Source organism: Micromonospora costi (assembly GCF_003626655.1).
Taxonomy (GTDB): Bacteria; Actinomycetota; Actinomycetes; order Mycobacteriales; family Micromonosporaceae; genus Micromonospora; species Micromonospora costi.
In genome coordinates this window covers 850,870-867,435 of sequence record NZ_RBAN01000002.1, presented here as the reverse complement: position 1 = coordinate 867,435, position 16,566 = coordinate 850,870, and the positions used below count along the sequence as shown (strand labels likewise).

Here is a 16,566-nt window from a genome sequence, read left to right as displayed (position 1 = left end):
CGTCAGCCGTCCTCGCGCCAGCGGTTGGTGATCGGCAGCCGCCGGTCGCGGCCGAACGCCTTCATCGAGATCTTCGTGCCGGGCGCGGACTGCCGCCGCTTGTACTCGGCGGTATCCACCATCCGCAGCACGCGGTCGACGATCGCCGGGTCGTGCCCGGCCGCGACCAGCCCGTCCCGGCCGAGGTCGCCGTCGACGTAGCCGATCAGGATCGGGTCGAGGACGTCGTAGTCGGGCAGCGTGTCGCTGTCCAACTGGCCCGGGCTCAGCTCGGCGCTCGGCGGCTTGCCGATGGAGCTCTCCGGGATCGGCGGGGTCGCGCCCCGGCGGGTGGCGTCGGCGTTGCGCCAGGTGGCCAGCCGCCAGATGAGGGTCTTCCAGACGTCCTTCACCGGGTTGAAGCCGCCCACCGAGTCGCCGTAGAGCGTCGAGTAGCCGACCGCCAGCTCGCTCTTGTTGCCGGTGGTCAGGACGAGGTGGCCCTCCTGGTTCGACAGTGCCATGAGGATCACCCCGCGGACGCGGGCCTGGAGGTTCTCCACGGCCACGCCGGACAGTGACATGTTGGCCAGGAACGTGTCCACCATCGGCTGGATCGGCTCGATGCGGTAGTCCAGCCCCGTCCGCTTCGCGAGGTCGGCCGCGTCCACCCGGGAGTGCTCGGACGAGTGCTGGCTGGGCAGCGACACCCCGACCACCCGCTCCGGCCCGAGCGCGTCCACGGCCAGCGTCGCCACCACGGCCGAGTCGATGCCGCCGGAGAGGCCGAGCACCACCGAGGGGAATCGGTTCTTGTTGACGTAGTCACGCAGACCGAGCACCAGCGCCTGCCAGACCTCCGCCTCGTCGGCCACCGGCTCGATGAGCCCGCCGGTGGCGGGCGGGCCGGCGGGCGCCGGGAGGCTGTCGCTGACCGTGGCGCGGACGACCCGCATGCCGTCGGCGAGCTGGCCGCCCTCGGCGACCGGCTCGCCGGCCGCCGGCACGTCCACGTCGTGCACCAGCAGGTGCTCGACGAACTGCGGCGCGCGGGCGAGCAGGTCGCCGTCGGCCGCGACGACCATCGAGTCGCCCTCGAAGACCAGCTCGTCCTGGCCGCCGATCATGTTGACGTACGCGATGGGCGCGCCCGCCTCCGCGGCCCGGCGCCGGACCAGCGGGAGCCGGATGTCGTCCTTGTTCAGCTCGTACGGCGAGCCGTTGATGTTGACCACCAGCCCGACACCGGCCTGCCGGCAGGCGGCGAACGGCCCGCCGGCCTGCCAGAGGTCCTCGCAGATGGTGAGCGCCACGTCGACCCCGCCGATGCGCACCACGGTCAGCATGTCGCCGGCCACGAAGTAGCGGTCCTCGTCGAAGACCCCGTAGTTGGGCAGATGGTGCTTGAAGTAGGTGGCCACCACCGCGCCCCGGTGCAGCACGGCGGCGGCGTTGCGCGCGCCCCGGCCCGGCTGGGCATCGCCGGAGACCTGCGGCGGCCCGTCGGCGTCCAGGTAGCCGACGACCACCGGCAGGTCGCCCAGCCCGTCCGACGCGAGGTCCGCGGCGAGCCGGTCCAGGGCCGCCTGGGACGCCGCCACGAAGGAGCGGCGGAACACCAGGTCCTCCACCGGGTACCCGGTCAGCATTATCTCGGGGAACGCGACGAGCTGCGCGCCGGCGTCGGCGGCCCGCCGCGTCCAGGAGCGGACCAGCCGCGCGTTGCCGGCGAGGTCACCGACGGTCGGGTTCACCTGGGACAGGGCGATACGCAGGGTGGGCATGCCCTCATCTTGCCCCAGCGCCGGGGGTCCGACACGGCGGGCGCGGGACACCCCGGCGACCCCCGTGGCCGTGCCGGGACACGGCGGGACGCGCCCCGGACGGTCGCGTAACGTCGGCGTAACCAGGCCGGTGGAGACTGGTCGGTCAGGCCGTACCGGCCCGGCCGGTGGCGGGAGAGCGTGTCACGAGGGGTGGAAGTGGACCGTCAGCAGGAGTTCGTCCTCCGTACGCTGGAAGAGCGGGACATCCGGTTCGTCCGGCTGTGGTTCACCGACGTGCTCGGCACGCTGAAGAGCGTCTCGGTGGCCCCCGCCGAGCTGGAGGCGGCCTTCGAGGAGGGCATCGGCTTCGACGGCTCGGCGATCGAGGGCTTCGCCCGGGTCTTCGAATCCGACATGGTGGCCATGCCGGACCCGACGACCTTCCAGGTCTTCCCGTTCGAGGGTGGGGTCAGCGGCGAGAGCGCCCGGATGTTCTGCGACATCCTGCTCCCCGACGGCAGCCCGTCCTGGGCCGACCCGCGGCACGTCCTCCGCCGGGCGCTGTCCCGGGCGGCCGACCGGGGCTTCACCTTCTACACCCACCCCGAGATCGAGTTCTTCCTGCTGGAGAACGGCCCGATGGACGGCTCCCTGCCGACCCCGGTCGACACCGGCGGCTACTTCGAGCACACCACCCACGCCGTGGCGCGCGACTTCCGCCGCCAGGCGGTGCTCGCCCTGGAGCGGATCGGCATCTCGGTGGAGTTCAGCCACCACGAGGTGGCGCCCGGGCAGCAGGAGATCGACCTGCGCTACGCCGACGCGCTCACCACGGCCGACAACATCATGACCTTCCGGCACGTGGTCAAGGAGGTGGCGCTCTCCACCGGTGTGCAGGCCACGTTCATGCCGAAGCCGTTCACCGACCAGCCGGGCAGCGGGATGCACACCCACCTGTCGCTGTTCGAGGGGGAGCGCAACGCGTTCCACGACGCCGGCGACCCCATGAAGCTCTCCAAGGTGGCGAAGTCGTTCATCGCCGGGCTGCTCGTGCACGCCCGCGAGTACACGGCGGTCACCAACCAGTGGGTCAACTCCTACAAGCGGCTCTTCCCCCAGGCGCTGCCGGACCGCATCACCGAGAGCCCGGCGTACGTCTGCTGGGGGCACCTCAACCGGTCGGCGCTGGTGCGGGTTCCCGCGTACGGCAAGCCGAACTCGGCCCGGGTCGAGGTGCGTTCGCCGGACTCGGCGGCCAACCCGTACCTCGCCTTCGCGGTGCTGCTGGGCGCCGGCCTGAAGGGCATCGAGGAGGGCTACGAGCTGCCACCGGGGGCCGAGGACGACGTCTGGTCGCTGACCAGCGCGGAGCGCCGGGCCATGGGGTACGAGGCGCTGCCGGAGAACCTGTCCGAGGCGATCGACGTGATGGCCGGCTCGGAACTGGTCGCCGAGGTGCTGGGCGAGCACGTCTTCGACTTCTTCCTGCGCAACAAGCGCGCCGAGTGGGAGCAGTACCGCCGCGAGGTCACCCCGTACGAGCGGCAGCGTTACCTGTCCCTGTAACCCGGCGGCGGCGCACGGGGCTGCCGGGGTGGTGCGCGCCCGCTATCGTCTCGATCACCGCGCCGGCACCCCCGCCGGCGCCGCGGTGTCGGGAGGCAGTCGGTGCTGGAGGATCTGCTCAGCGGGGCCTGGCAGAGCATCGTGTTCGGAGTCGTCGGGGTCGCCCTGCTGGCGGCCGGTTTCGTGCTGGTGGACCTGCTCACACCCGGCAAGCTTCGGGAGCTGATCTGGGTGCAGCGCAACCGCAACGCGGGTCTGCTGCTCACCGCCAACCAGCTCGGCGTCGCGGCGATCGTGTTCACCGCGATCCTGACCAGCTACAGCGACTTCGCCAAGGGGCTCGCCTCCACGGTCATCTTCGGGCTGCTCGGGCTGGGGATCATGGCGTTGGCGTTCTTCGTCCTCGACCTGCTCACGCCGGGCCGGCTCGGCGAGATCATCTGCACCGACGAGCCGCACCCGGCGGCCCGGGTCAGCGCCGCCACCCACTTCGGCGCCGCGCTGATCGTCTGCGCCAGCATCGCCTGAGCGGCGGTCGTCACACCCCGGTCGTAGGTTGCGGGTGTGAACCGGACCGACCGCCTCTACGCCCTGGTCGAGGAGCTGCGCGCCGTGTCGCCGCGGCCGCGCAGCGCCCGCTGGCTGGCCGCCCGCTTCGAGGTGAGCAGCCGCACCATCGAGCGCGACATCGGGGCGTTGCAGCAGTCCGGGGTGCCGATCTGGGCGGAGCCGGGCCGCACCGGCGGCTACGTGCTCGACCGTGCCCGCACGCTGCCACCGGTCAACCTGACCGCCGGTGAGGCGGTGGCCATGGCGCTCGCGCTGCACCGGCTCGGCGGCACGCCCTTCGCCGCCTCCGCCGCCGCCGCGTTGCGCAAGCTGGTGGCCGTGATGCCGCCCGCCGACGTCGCCGAGGCGCACCGGCTCGCCGGCCGGGTGCACCTCATCGGCGACGGCCCGGTGACGCCCGTCCCGGCCGCCGTCGCCGACGCGGTGCTCGCGCGGCGGGTGCTGCGCATCCGGTACGCCGACCGCGCCGGCGCCGACTCGCTGCGCGACGTGGAGCCGTTGGGCTACCTGGGCAACTCCCGGCACTGGTACCTGCTGGCGTGGTGCCGCCTGCGGGACGAGATCCGCGCCTTCCGCACCGACCGGATCCTGTCGGTGCACCCGCTCGCCGAGGCGGTGACCCGGGAGCTGCGCCCCGAGGACCTCGACATCCCCCACGACCGGGTCCGCCCGCTGAGCCTCGTCTGACCGCGGAAAGTCCGGCGGGAAACACCGACAGGACGCTGTCGCGGACGCGGCCGAGGCTTGTTCCCGACGGCGCCGGCCACCCGGCCGGCGCGTGGAACGGGAGGCCACAGATGACCATCAGCAACGCCGTCACCTGGTTCGAGATCGGCACAGAGGGGCCCGACGAGGCCCAGCGGTTCTACGGCGACCTGTTCGGCTGGAGCTTCACCGAGGAGGGCACCGCGGAGGCGTCGTACCGGACGACCGAGGCCCGCGGTGACGGCATCGGCGGCGCGGTCCGGGGCACGGGCGGGGCCGGCCCGAACTACGCCATCTTCTACGTGCAGGTGAGCGACGTGCCGGAGACCTGCCGCCGGGCCGAGGCGGCGGGCGGCAAGGTGCTCGTGCCGGCCCGGACCAACCCCAACGGCCTCAGCCTCGCCCACCTGCTCGACCCGGCCGGCAACCGCGTCGGCGTCTTCACGCCCCCGCCGGGCGCCTGATCCACTCCAGGACGGCGGAACGGCGGTGTCCGAGGGTGGTGGACACCGCCGTTCCGCCGGTACCGCGTAGGACGCGGGGCGACGCCCGACGTGGTCCGGGGCGCCGGGCCCGGCCGGGTCACCCGGCCGGGCCCGCCGACCGGTCAGCTGCCGGTCGTGCCCTCGGGCGTGCTGTCGGGCGTGCCCTGGTCGGTCCGGTCGCCGTGGCCGCCCCAGCCGCCGTGCCGGCCCGGCCCACCGAACCCGCCGGGGAACACGCCGGCCTCGACGGCCTCGGTGATCGCGTCGGCCTGCTCCTGGGTGAGCTTGCCGTCCTTGACCGCCTGGTCCAGCCGCTCCTTGAGCTGGGCCTGCCGCTCCTCGGTGGACGGACGCTCCGGCCGGTCGCCCTTCGGGTGGTCGGCCTTCTGCTGCTCGCGCACCTTCTCCAGGGCGGCCGTCACCTTGTCGGTGGAGACCCCCAGCTCCTTGGCGAGCGCCTCGGCGAACTCCGCCTGGCGATCGGCGCGCTGCTGCTGCCGGTCACCCTTGTCCGGGGCGCTGGCGCTCGGCGTCGGGGTGCCGTTGTCGGCGGCGAACGCCATGGTCGGCGCGGCGACGCCGACGCCGAGTACGCCCGCCGTGGCCAGGCCGGCCAGCAGGTGCTTCTTCCTGATCGTGCGGGACATGTTCTCTCCAGCTCGTCGGTTGGTGGTGCCCTGACCTCACCGACGGTGACGGGACAGTCTTGGCGCGACCCGTGGCGAGGCTGTCAGCGGGCTGAAAATCGGCCCTGCCGACCGGGACAAACCGGTTGTCAGGGTCGGCGGAGCCCGGCAGGGTGGGCCGGCGAGAGCCGCCGAGGAGAGGAAACCGCGTGACCGACACCCGCATCCGGGAGATCACCCTGACCGATCCGGGCACCGGCCCGTACGGCATCACGGCGGGCCCCGACGGCGCACTCTGGGTGACGCTCGTCCACGCCGGCGGCATCGCCCGGGTCGGCGCGGACGGCGACGTCCGGACCTGGCCGCTCGACGCGCCGGACAGCCGTCCCCTGATCATCACGCCCGGCCCCGACGGCGCCCTCTGGTTCACCCGCTCCGGGGACGACCGGCTGGGCCGGATCACCACCGACGGTCGGCTCAGCGCGATCGCGCTGCCCGCCGGCACCGGCCCGTGCGGCATCGCCACCGGCCCGGACGGCGCGCTCTGGTACGCCGGGATGAACTCCGACACGGTCGGCCGGGTCACCCCCGACGGCACGGTGACGGCGTTCCCGCTGCCGGTGACCGGGGCGTTCGCCTCGATGGTGGCCGCCGGCCCGGACGCCGTCTGGTGCACGCTCAACCAGGCGAACGCCGTAGCCCGGATCGGCCTGGACGGCACGGTCGACGTGCACCCGGTACCGACCGCGCAGGCGGCGCCGGTCGGCATCACGGCCACGGCCGACGGCGTGATCTGGTTCGTGGAGATCGCCGCCGGTCAGCTCGGCCGGATCGACCGGGACGGGCGGGTCGAGGAGTTCCCGTTGCCGGACCGTACGGCCCGGCCCCACGCGATCGTCGCGGACGCGGCCGGCGGCGCCTGGTACACCGAGTGGGGCGGCAACCGTGTCGGCCATGTCGACGCGGCCGGGCGGATCGAGACGTACGACCTGCCCACCCCGGCCTCCGAGCCGCACGGCATCACCGTCGCCCCCGACGGCACGGTGTGGATCGCCCTGGAGATCGGCCGCCTGGCCCACCTCAAACCCTGACCCCCGGACCCCACCCACCCGGCCGCCCGCCCCGGTGATCAAGAGGTTCGCGTCACGATCCGCCGCGGATCCGACGCAAACCTTTTGATCACCAGGAGACCGCGGGACCGGTCAGCGGACGGCGGCGGCGACCGTGAGGGTTTTGGCGTCGACGTCGAGGGTGGCCTCGGTGCCCACGGGGACGGTGAGCTGCCCGACGCCGTGCCCGATCGGGAGGCCGCCGAGCACCGGCACGCCGAGGTCGCCGAGACGCTCGGCGAGCACCTCCGAGACGGTCACCGACCAGCCGTCCGCGCAGTCGGTGAACTGGCCGACGGCCACCCCGGCCAGCCCGTCCAGCGCGCCCGCGCGACGCAGCTGCGTGAGCATGCGGTCGACCTTGTACGGCGGCTCCTGCACGTCCTCGAGGAGCAGCACGGCCCCGGTGAGGTCCGGCATGTCCCGGGTGCCGAGCGAGGCGGCGACCAGGCAGAGGTTCCCGCCGAGCAGCGGGCCGGTCGCACGCCCCGGGACGCGTACGTCGTACGTCTCCTCGTCGGGCAGCGCGGCCACGGTCACCGGCTCGGTCGTCATCAGCGCGGCGTGCAGCGACTCCGCCGAACGCAGCGGCGTGCGCTCGTCCCGCCAGGCCGCCCCCGGACCGTGTACGCCGGCCAGCCGGGCGCCGCGCCACAGGGCCAGCTGCAACGCGGTGATGTCGGAGAAGCCGGCCACCACCTTCGGGTCACGCCGGACGGCGGACATGTCGATGGCGTCCACGACCCGCTGGGCGCCGTACCCGCCCCGGGTGCAGATCACCCCGCGTACCTCCGGGTCGGCGAAGGCGGCGTTCAGGTCGGCCGCCCGCAGCTCGTCCGCGCCGGCCAGGTAGCCCTCGCGGGCGTACGCGTGGGGCGCCAGCACCGGTCGCAGGCCCCAGCCGGTGAGCAGCTCGATGCCGCGGGCCACCCGCTCCGGCCGGGTCGGGCCGGAGGGGGACACCAGCATCACGGTGTCACCGGGACGCAGCACGGGCGGACGCAGGACGGTGGCGGTGGCGGCGCTGGTCACAGCGGCAGAGCCTATCCCGTACCGGACGGATCGGCCGGGTGAGCGGCGGTCCACGCGGACACCGCCGGGCGGCGTTCGGGCGTACGGGGTGGCACCCGCTAGCCTCGACGTCGTGGCAACCGCGTTGGTGATCGAGAACGACCCGACCGACGACCTGCGCCGGCTGGGGGAGTGGCTGACCGAGGCCGGCCTGGACCTGTGGGTGGTACGCCCGCACGCCGGTGACGAACTACCCGCCGACCTGGAGGGCTACGCCGCGCTGGTGGTCCTCGGCGGCGAGCAGCAGGCGTACCCGCTGGCGGACGGCTCGCCCGGCGCGCCCTGGTTCCCGGCTCTGGAGGGGTTGCTGCGCAAGGCCGTCCGGTACCGGGTGCCGACGCTGGCCGTCTGCCTGGGCGCACAGCTGCTGGCCACGGCCCATGCTGGTCAGGTCGAGCGCAGCCCGTCCGGGCCGGAGATCGGGCCGGGCGTGGTGGGCCGCCGCGACGCCGCGGAGCGCGACCCGCTGTTCCGGTACGTGCCGCTCATCCCGGACGTGCTCCAGTGGCACGCCGACGAGATCACCGAGCTGCCCCACGGCGCGACCCTGCTGGCCGCCTCCACGCGCTACCCGCACCAGGCGTTCCGGCTCGGCGACCGGGCCTGGGGGCTCCAGTTCCACATCGAGTGCGACACCGCCATGATCGCCGACTGGGCCACCGACTCGGCCCAGCTCGCCGAACTGGGCTACGACCCGGAGCTGGTGGTGGCCGCCTGCGACGCGGTGATGGCCGACATCGAGGAGGTGTGGCAGCCGTTCGCCGCCCGGTTCGCGGCGCTGGCCCTCGGCGAGCTGGACGACAGCCTGCCCCGCCAGACGCTGCCACTGCTCGGGCACTGATGAGCCGGCCGACGAGCGCACCCGGCCGGCTGGCCCGGTACGGCTTCGGCACGGCCCAGGGCGACGGCGGCGCCCGCGCGGCCGACCTGCTCGGGCCGGACGGGCTCGACCTGTGGCGGCCGGACCGGCAGGAACCGGTGGACGAGCGGGCCGCGGAGCTGCTCACCGCGCTGTCCCGGGCGGCCGACCCGGACCTGGCGCTGCGCCAGCTGCACCGCATCGTCGAGGCCGAACACCGCTTGCAGGGCACCGCCACGACGTCCGGCGCCGATGCGCACCCGACCGCCCCGGCCAGCGCCGCACCGCATCCGACCGCCACCACGGCGGGCGCCGCGGCGTCGGCCGCCCCGGCCGGCACCGGGGCGCGCCCGGCCGCCACCACGGCGGGTGCCGCAGCACCGGCCGGGGTCGGCGTGCGTCCGGCCGCCACCACGGCCGGCGCGGCCATCGCCGGCCCGGCCGGCTCCGCGCTGCTGGAGGCGCTGCACGCCGATCCGGGACTGCGTCGGCGCCTGATCGCCGTGCTGGGCGCCTCCTCGGCGCTCGGCGACCACCTGGTGGCCAACCCGGACCAGTGGACCGTGCTGCGGACGGCGCCGGACGGGCTGGCCCCACCCGCCGAGGGGCGGCTGGGGACGATCGGCGACGGCAACCCGATCGCCGCGCTGCGGCAGGCGTACCGGCTCGCGCTGCTGCGGATCGCGGCGGCCGACCTGACCGGCGGGCGGGGGCTGGAGCAGATCATGGCGGCGCTCTCCGCGCTGGCCGACGACACGCTGCGGGCGGCGTACGGGATCGCCGTGGCGGAACTGCCGGAGGGCACGGCGGTGCCCCGGCTCGCCGTGGTGGCGATGGGCAAGTGCGGCGGCGACGAGCTGAACTACGTCTCCGACGTGGACGTGATCTTCGTGGCCGCCTCGGACGACGACCTGGCCGCGGCCACCACGATCGCCACCCGGCTGATCCACATCTGCGGGCTCGTCGCCTGGCCGGTGGACGCGGCGCTGCGCCCCGAGGGCAACCGCGGGCCCCTGGTGCGCACCCTCGCGAGCCACCTCGCCTACTACGGCCGCTGGGCCCGCACCTGGGAGTTTCAGGCGCTGCTCAAGGCCCGCCCGGCCGCCGGTGACCTGGAGCTGGGGCAGGAGTGGATCGACCAGCTCGCCCCGCTGGTGTGGCGGGCGGCGGAACGCCCGGAGGCCGTCGAGGACGTCCGGGCCATGCGCCGGAAGATCATCGACAACATCCCGCCGAAGGAGCTGGAACGCGAGATCAAGCGCGGCCCGGGCGGGCTGCGTGACATCGAGTTCGCGGTCCAGCTGCTGCAACTCGTGCACGGCCGCGGTGACGAGTCGCTGCGGGTACCGGGGACGATCCCGGCGCTGCGCGCGCTCGTGGCCGGCGGGTACGTCGGCCGTGCCGACGGTGAGGCGCTGTTGCGCGGCTACCGGTTCCTGCGCGGCGTGGAGCACCGGCTCCAGTTGCAGGGCCTGCGCCGTACCCATACCGTCCCGACCGACCCGAACGCCCTGCGCTGGCTGGCCGCCGCGCTGGGCTACACGGCGACACCGGGGCGCAGCGCCGTCGAGGAGTTCCGCGCCGAGTGGGTCACCCACGCCAGTGAGGTACGCCGGCTGCACGCCAAGCTGCTCTACCGGCCGCTGCTGGAGTCGGTGGCCCGGGTGCCGGCCGACGGGCTGCGGCTGACCCCGGAGGCGGCCCGGCACCGGCTGGAGATCCTCGGCTTCGGCGACCCGGCGGGGGCGCTGCGCCACCTCCAGGCGCTCACCGGCGGGGTGAGCCGCACCGCGGCCATCCAGCGCACGCTGCTGCCCGTGCTGCTCAGCGAGTTCGCCGACGCGCCCGAGCCGGACCGGGGGCTGCTCAACTACCGCCAGGTCTCCGACAAGCTCGGCAGCACCCCCTGGTACCTGCGGCTGCTGCGTGACGAGGGCCCGGTCGCCCGCCGGCTGGCCCGCGTGCTTTCGTCCTCCCGGTACGCGGCCGACCTGCTGGCCCGCGAACCGGAGGCGCTGCGGCTGCTCGCCGAGGAGAACGAGCTGGTGCCCCGGCCCCGGGACGTGCTGTACGAGGGCTTCACGGCCGCGGCCGCCCGGCACACCGATCCGGTGGAGGCGACCCGCGCCGTGCGGGCGCTGCGCCGCCGTGAGCTGGTCCGGATCGCCTGCGCTGACGTGCTGTGCCGGGCCGGCTCGCTGGCGCCCACCCCGACCCGCCCGGACGGCGGTGGCCGCCGCGGCGCCGCCCTCACCGAGGTGGCCGCCGTGGGCGCCGCCCTCACCGACGTCACCGACGCCACCCTGGCCGCCGCGCTGCGCACCGCCCGGGCGGCGCAGCCGACGCCGCCGGGCCTGCGGTTCGCCGTGATCGGCATGGGCCGCCTCGGCGGGTACGAGTCGAACTACCTGTCCGACGCCGACGTGCTGTTCGTCTACGACCCGCCGCCCGGCGCGGACGAGAGCGCGGCCAGCGCCGCCGCGCACGGCGTCGCCGAGGAGCTGCGCCGGCTGCTCGGCATGCCCGCGCCCGACCCGCCGCTCGGCGTGGACGCCGACCTGCGCCCGGAGGGCCGGCAGGGGCCGCTGGTGCGCAGCCTCGCCGCGTACGCGCAGTACTACGCCCGCTGGTCGCGGGTGTGGGAGGCGCAGGCGCTGCTGCGGGCCCGCTTCGTCTGCGGCGACGCCGACCTGGGCGCCGAGTTCGAGGCGCTGGTCGACCCGGTCCGCTACCCGGCCGACGGGCTGACCCGCGAGCAGATCGTGGAGATCCGGCGGATCAAGGCGCGGGTGGAGCACGAGCGGCTGCCCCGGGGCGCCGACCCGGCCACCCACACGAAGCTCGGTCGCGGCGGGCTCGCCGACGTCGAGTGGGCCGTGCAGCTGCTCCAGCTGCGCCACGGCGGCGCCGTCCCGGCGCTGCGCGGCACGCGTACGCTCGACGCGCTCTCCGCCGCGCGCGACGCCGACCTGGTCGACCCGGCGGACGCCGCGGCGATGGCGGCCGGCTGGACTCTCGCCGCGCAGGTCCGCAACGCCCTCATGCTGGTGCGGGGCCGGGCCGGTGACCAGCTGCCCCGGCACGGCGTGGAGCTGGCCGGCGTGGTACGACTGCTCGGTGCCGACGACCCGGGGCAGTTCCTCGACGACTACCTGCGCACCACCCGCCGCTCCCGTGCGGCGATGGAGCGGGTCTTCGACGCCTGAGCCCCGGCGTACGCTGCTCGGCACCCTCGTGGTGGCGCTGCTGCTGGCCGCTGCGTTCCTGCTCGCCCCGCCGATGGGCACCGACCTGTCGGCGCAGGTGGCCCGCGCCGGCTTCGCGGAACGCAACGGCCTCGCCCCGGTCGACTTCTCCTGGTACGGGGGTGTGGGCCAGTTCGGTTACAGCCTGTTCACCCAGTTCCTCGGCGCGGCGCTCGGCGTACGCGTGGTCGGGGCGGTCGCGGCCGTGGCGTCGGCGGTGGCGCTGGCCTGGCTGTTGCTGCGCGGGCGGGCCCACCGGCCGCTGCTCGGCGGGGTCGTGGGCGCGGTGGTGCTCGTGGGAAACCTGGTCAGCGGGCGGATCACCTTCGCCGTCGGCCTGACCTTCGGACTGCTGGCCCTCTGCGCGGTGTGCGGATCCCGCCTGCCGCGGTGGGCGCGTCTCCTGCTGGCGGCGGTGTTGGCGGCGCTGGCGACCGCGGCCAGCCCGGTGGCCGGCCTGTTCACCGGGCTGGCCGGGGGAGCGCTGCTGGTCGTCGACCTGTGGCGGGGCGGGTGGCCGCCACGCCGGCTCCGGGCCGAGGGCCTGGTGCTCTGCCTCGCCCCGGTGGTGGCCGTCGCGCCGATGGCGCTGCTGTTCGGCAACGGTGGGCGGCAACCCTTCACCGCCGAGTCGATGCGGATCAACGTCGCGCTCGCGGTGGTGGTGCTCGCGCTCGTGCGGGTGCGGGTGGTGCGCGTCGGCGCGGCCCTCGCCGTGGTGCTGCTGGTGGCGGCCTACTACCTGCCCAGTCCGATCGGCTCGAATACGCTGCGCCTGCCGATGCTCTTCGCGTTCCCGGTGGTCGCCGCGTTCGTCCGGCTCGGCCCGCGGTGGCTGGCCGCCCTGCTGGCCGTCCTGGTGTGGTGGCAGTCCCCGGTGATGACGAGCGACCTGTACCGGGCGGGTTCCGCTCCCACGCGGGCGGCCTTCTACCGTCCGCTGCTCGACGAGCTGGACCGCCGGGCGCCGCTGGGACGGGTCGAGGTGGTGCCGCTGCGGGACCACTGGGAGAGCGCGTACGTGGCGGAGGCGGTACCGCTGGCCCGGGGCTGGGAGCGGCAGGTCGACGTCGAGCGCAACCCGCTGTTCTACGGTTCCGGCCCCCAGCCCGCCGAGTACGGGGAGTGGCTGCGCCGCAACGCGGTCAGCCTCGTGGCGGTGGCCCCGGACAGCGCCCCGGACCGGTACGCGCGGGCCGAGGCGGCGCTGGTGCTGGCCGGTCAGCCGTACCTGCGCGAGGTGGCCCGGCCGGGCGGTTGGCGCCTGTACGAGGTGGTCGACCCGGCGCCGCTGGTGTCCCCGCCGGCGGCGCTCGTCGGGTCCAGGACGGCCGGGGTGCGGTTCACCGTTGACGCGTCGGCCGACGTCCTGGTCCGGGTGCGCTGGTCGCGGTGGCTGTCGCTGGAGGGCGTAGCGGGGTGCCTCGCGCCGGGCCCGGACGGGTGGACGAGCGTCCGCGTCCGCGAGCCCGGCCGGTACGCGGTCACCAGCAGCCTGTCACCCTCTCGTCACTGTTCGTAGCTACTGCCGGTTCCGACCATGCCCACGTGGGTGCCGCGCCGGTCCGGCTGGCAGCATGTCCGGGTGCCTTCCCACCTCGCGCGCTGGACCGGCCTGGCCGGCGCGGCGCTGCTCGCCGTCGCCGCGTTCCTCGGCGGCGCGATGCCCCATGGCGACCTGCGCCCCACCCCGGTCAGCATCTGGCAGGGCCCGAACGGCCCGGTGATCCTCGTCAGCTGGCTGGTCGGCACCGCCGTCATGGCGTACGCGTGGTGGTCCCTGCGCGACGGGGTGCCCTCGACCCGCTGGGCGCTGGTCACCGTGGGGCTCTGGCTGCTGCCGCTGCTGGTCACGCCGCCGATGGGCAGCCGGGACGTGTACGCGTACGCCTGCCAGGGCGCGAGCTACTCGGGCGGTATCAACCCGTACGAGCAGGGTGTCTCCGCGCTGCCCTGCCCCTGGCTGGACAGCATGTCCTACATCTGGCGGGACACCCCGGCGCCGTACGGACCGCTGTTCGTGATGCTGGCCGGCGCGATCGTCACGGCGACCGGGTCCCTCGTCGGCAGCATCGTGCTGTTCCGGCTGCTCGCCCTGGCCGGGCTCGGCCTGGCCGCGGCCTGCCTCCCGGTGCTGGCCCGCCGCTGCGGCGTCCCGGCCGGCCGGGCCGTCTGGCTCGCCCTGGGCAGCCCGCTGATCGGCGTGCACCTGGTCTCGGGCACGCACAACGACGCCGTGATGGTGGGCCTGCTCGTCGCCGGGCTCGCGGTGGTCGCCGCGCGACCGGGCCGCCCCGGCTCGCTGCTGCTCGGGGGCGTGCTACTCGGGCTGGCCGGCGCGATCAAGGCGACCGCGCTGGTCGTGGTGCCGTTCGCGGCCCTGGCCGCGATCGTCGGCGGGTACTCCATCCGGGCGCTGCTGCGCCACGGCGGGTGGGTGGTCGGCGGGGCGGTCGCCACGGTCGTCGGGGCGACGGTCGCCGCGGGCTTGAACTTCGGCTGGATCAGCGGCCTGGAGCAGGGCAACCTGGTGGTCGCGTGGACGTCACCGTCCACCGCGGTCGGGCAGACCGTCGGCTACCTCGCGCTGCCCTTCGGCTGGCACGGCGACCCGCTGCCCGTCACGCGCGGCATCGGCATGGCGGCGCTGGCCGTCCTGCTGGTCTGGCTCTGGTGGCGGGCCCGCACCCGGGACCCGCTCTGGCACGCAGGCCTGGCGCTGGCCGCCACCGTGGCGCTCGCCCCGCTCTTCCACCCCTGGTACTGGACCTGGCCCCTGGCCGTGCTCGCGGCCACGTCGCGGCACCGGACCGGGTGGTTCACCGTGGTGGCGCTGGTCTCGGCGTTCCTGGTGCTTCCCGACGGCACCGGCCTGCCCCGGTACACCAAGACGGTGGGCGCGCCCCTGATGACGCTGTTCGTGATCGTGGTGGTGGTCCGCTTGGTACGGTCGGCTCGGGCGGCCCGCCGGCAGGTCGCCGCGACCTGAGGAGAGTGCGCCGGTGACCGGAGCCGGCGCCCCGGCACCGCCGAGCGGCGGCGAGCCCGACGCGACCACCACCCGGTACGCCGGCCTGGCGCGGTACGCCGGCCTGGCCGGCGCGGTGCTGCTCGCGGTCGCCGGACATCTCGGCGGGGCGTTGCCGTCGGCGCCCCTGCGCACCACCCCGGCCACCATCTGGCAGGGCCCGCACGGCCCGCTCGTGATCGGGGCGTGGCTGGTCGGCACCGCGCTGCTGGCCGGCGCCTGGTGGTCGCTGCGCCGGGGCGCTCCGTCGACGGGCTGGGCGTACCGCACCGCCGGGCTCTGGGCGGTGCCGCTGCTCGTCACCGCGCCGCTGGGCAGCCGGGACGTCTACTCGTACGCCTGCCAGGGCTGGGCGTACGCGCACGGCGTCGACCCGTACACCACCGGAGTGGCCGAGGCGGGCTGCCCGTGGGTGGACACCGTGGCGCCGATCTGGCGGGACACCCCAGCGCCGTACGGGCCGGTCTTCGTGCTGCTCGCCGCGCTGGCCGTGCTGCTCGGCGGTGGACTGACCGGCACGATCGTGTTGCTGCGGCTGTTCGCGCTGGCCGGGGTGCTGCTCGCCGCGCTCTGCCTGCCCGGGCTCGCGCGGGCGGCCGGCGTACCGACCCGGCGCGCGGCATGGCTGCTGCTGGCCTGCCCGCTGGTCGGCGTGCACCTGCTCGCCGGCGCGCACAACGACGCGGTGATGCTGGGCCTGCTCCTGCTCGGCCTGCTGGTGCTCGTCCGCCTTCCGGGCCGGCCCCGGGCGCTGCTCGTGGCGGGGGTGCTGCTCGGGCTCGCGGTCGCGGTGAAGGTCACCGCCGTGGTGGTGCTGCCGTTCGCCGCGCTGGCGGCGGTGCACGGCCGCTACACCGTACGCGCCCTGCTGCGCGACGGTGCCTGGCTGGCCGGCGGTGTGCTCGCCGCGCTGGTGGGCGGCTCGTTCCTGTCCGGCCTCGGTGTCGGCTGGGTCGGCGGCCTGAACCGCAGCGGCGACTCCGAACAGTGGACCTCGCCGCCGACCGCGGTCGGCTTCGTGGTCGACTACGCCGGCGCGCTCGCCGGCCGGGAACCGAACGCCGTGCCGGTGGCCCGGGTGGTGGCGGTGCTGCTGCTCGCCGTACTGCTGGTGGGCCTCTGGTGGCGGGCGTGGACGGCGCTGCGCGGGCTGGGCGACGCCCGGCAGCGCGTGGCCCGGCTGGCCGCCGCCCGCCCGCGGGTGACGCTGCGGGGCGCCGGGCTGGCGCTCGCCGCCACGGTGGCCCTGGCGCCGGTGTTCCACCCCTGGTACGCCACCTGGCCCCTCGCGCTGCTGGCCGTCGCCGCGACCCGGACGACGTGGTTCGTGCTGCCCTGCGCGGCCGCCACGTTCCTCACCCTGCCCGACGGCACGAACCTCGCCCGCTTCTCGAAGGCCCCCGGCGCGATCGCGATGACCGCCCTGACCCTGGCCCTCCTGGTCGCCCTGACCCGCCTGACCCTCCTCCCGCCTCGCCGCCGCACCGGCCCCGCCGGCCCGGCCGGCCCCGCCGAGCCCCGGTGATCAAGAGATTTGCGTCGTTTTCGATCTCCGAT

Annotated in this window: 13 protein-coding genes; 10 read left to right on the top strand and 3 right to left on the bottom strand. The window is 75.2% G+C overall.

The window, feature by feature from the left end:
• Positions 1–2 precede the first annotated feature (2 nt).
• On the bottom strand, positions 3–1,763 hold the full coding sequence (locus D7193_RS14660) for an NAD+ synthase (RefSeq protein ID WP_120780022.1): 1,761 nt from the start codon (positions 1,761–1,763) through the stop codon (positions 3–5).
• Positions 1,764–1,961: 198 nt separating this feature from the next.
• Between D7193_RS14660 and glnA the strand changes: the two genes are divergently transcribed.
• The 4 genes from glnA to D7193_RS14640 all read left to right on the top strand — a co-directional run bounded on the left by glnA (position 1,962) and on the right by D7193_RS14640 (position 5,050).
• Positions 1,962–3,311, top strand: coding sequence for a type I glutamate--ammonia ligase (gene glnA / locus D7193_RS14655; protein ID WP_120780021.1), 1,350 nt, complete (start codon positions 1,962–1,964; stop codon positions 3,309–3,311).
• A gap of 102 nt (positions 3,312–3,413) precedes the next feature.
• On the top strand, positions 3,414–3,839 hold the full coding sequence (locus D7193_RS14650) for a DUF350 domain-containing protein (protein ID WP_120780020.1): 426 nt from the start codon (positions 3,414–3,416) through the stop codon (positions 3,837–3,839).
• A 36-nt stretch (positions 3,840–3,875) separates the two neighbouring features.
• Positions 3,876–4,568 carry a helix-turn-helix transcriptional regulator gene (locus tag D7193_RS14645; RefSeq protein ID WP_120780019.1) on the top strand — a complete coding sequence of 231 codons (693 nt, stop codon included), beginning with the start codon at positions 3,876–3,878 and terminating at the stop codon, positions 4,566–4,568.
• A gap of 110 nt (positions 4,569–4,678) precedes the next feature.
• Positions 4,679–5,050, top strand: a complete 372-nt coding sequence (locus tag D7193_RS14640) for a VOC family protein (protein ID WP_120780018.1) — start codon at positions 4,679–4,681, stop codon at positions 5,048–5,050.
• Between the two features lie 143 nt (positions 5,051–5,193).
• Here D7193_RS14640 and D7193_RS14635 read toward each other — a convergent pair whose 3' ends face one another.
• A complete protein-coding gene (locus D7193_RS14635) occupies positions 5,194–5,718 on the bottom strand; it encodes a hypothetical protein (RefSeq protein ID WP_120780017.1) in 525 nt (174 codons plus the stop codon).
• 188 nt (positions 5,719–5,906) lie between these two features.
• Here D7193_RS14635 and D7193_RS14630 point away from each other — a divergent pair, with 188 nt between their 5' ends.
• Positions 5,907–6,788, top strand: a complete 882-nt coding sequence (locus D7193_RS14630) for a Vgb family protein (protein WP_120780016.1) — start codon at positions 5,907–5,909, stop codon at positions 6,786–6,788.
• A 111-nt stretch (positions 6,789–6,899) separates the two neighbouring features.
• On the opposite strand, the gene D7193_RS14625 is transcribed toward D7193_RS14630, so the two are convergent.
• Positions 6,900–7,775, bottom strand: coding sequence for a S66 peptidase family protein (locus D7193_RS14625; protein WP_120780412.1), 876 nt, complete (start codon positions 7,773–7,775; stop codon positions 6,900–6,902).
• Between the two features lie 151 nt (positions 7,776–7,926).
• On the opposite strand from D7193_RS14625, the gene D7193_RS14620 reads away from it, so the two are divergent.
• From D7193_RS14620 to mptB (D7193_RS14600), 5 genes are all read left to right on the top strand, one after another.
• A complete protein-coding gene (locus D7193_RS14620) occupies positions 7,927–8,718 on the top strand; it encodes a type 1 glutamine amidotransferase (protein WP_174242623.1) in 792 nt (263 codons plus the stop codon).
• Positions 8,718–11,942, top strand: coding sequence for a bifunctional [glutamine synthetase] adenylyltransferase/[glutamine synthetase]-adenylyl-L-tyrosine phosphorylase (locus D7193_RS14615; RefSeq protein ID WP_120780014.1), 3,225 nt, complete (start codon positions 8,718–8,720; stop codon positions 11,940–11,942). The genes D7193_RS14620 and D7193_RS14615 overlap by 1 nt, the downstream gene beginning before the upstream one ends.
• Entirely contained in the window at positions 11,911–13,503 is a 1,593-nt protein-coding gene (locus D7193_RS14610; protein ID WP_147434385.1) for a hypothetical protein, read from the top strand. The genes D7193_RS14615 and D7193_RS14610 overlap by 32 nt, the downstream gene beginning before the upstream one ends.
• Before the next feature lie 63 nt (positions 13,504–13,566).
• Positions 13,567–14,970, top strand: coding sequence for a polyprenol phosphomannose-dependent alpha 1,6 mannosyltransferase MptB (gene mptB / locus D7193_RS14605; RefSeq protein ID WP_120780411.1), 1,404 nt, complete (start codon positions 13,567–13,569; stop codon positions 14,968–14,970).
• 13 nt (positions 14,971–14,983) lie between these two features.
• Positions 14,984–16,534 carry a polyprenol phosphomannose-dependent alpha 1,6 mannosyltransferase MptB gene (gene mptB, locus D7193_RS14600; RefSeq protein WP_120780012.1) on the top strand — a complete coding sequence of 517 codons (1,551 nt, stop codon included), beginning with the start codon at positions 14,984–14,986 and terminating at the stop codon, positions 16,532–16,534.
• Positions 16,535–16,566: the final 32 nt, after the last annotated feature.

Bases quoted from the DNA above. Each gene is read 5' to 3' on its own strand.
- D7193_RS14660 (WP_120780022.1), bottom strand. From the start codon at position 1,763: ATGCCCACCCTGCGTATCGCCCTGTCCCAGGTGAACCCGACCGTCGGT.
- D7193_RS14640 (WP_120780018.1), top strand. From the start codon at position 4,679: ATGACCATCAGCAACGCCGTCACCTGGTTCGAGATCGGCACAGAGGGG.
- D7193_RS14635 (WP_120780017.1), bottom strand. From the start codon at position 5,718: ATGTCCCGCACGATCAGGAAGAAGCACCTGCTGGCCGGCCTGGCCACG.
- D7193_RS14625 (WP_120780412.1), bottom strand. From the start codon at position 7,775: ATGCTGGTGTCCCCCTCCGGCCCGACCCGGCCGGAGCGGGTGGCCCGC.
- D7193_RS14615 (WP_120780014.1), top strand. From the start codon at position 8,718: ATGAGCCGGCCGACGAGCGCACCCGGCCGGCTGGCCCGGTACGGCTTC.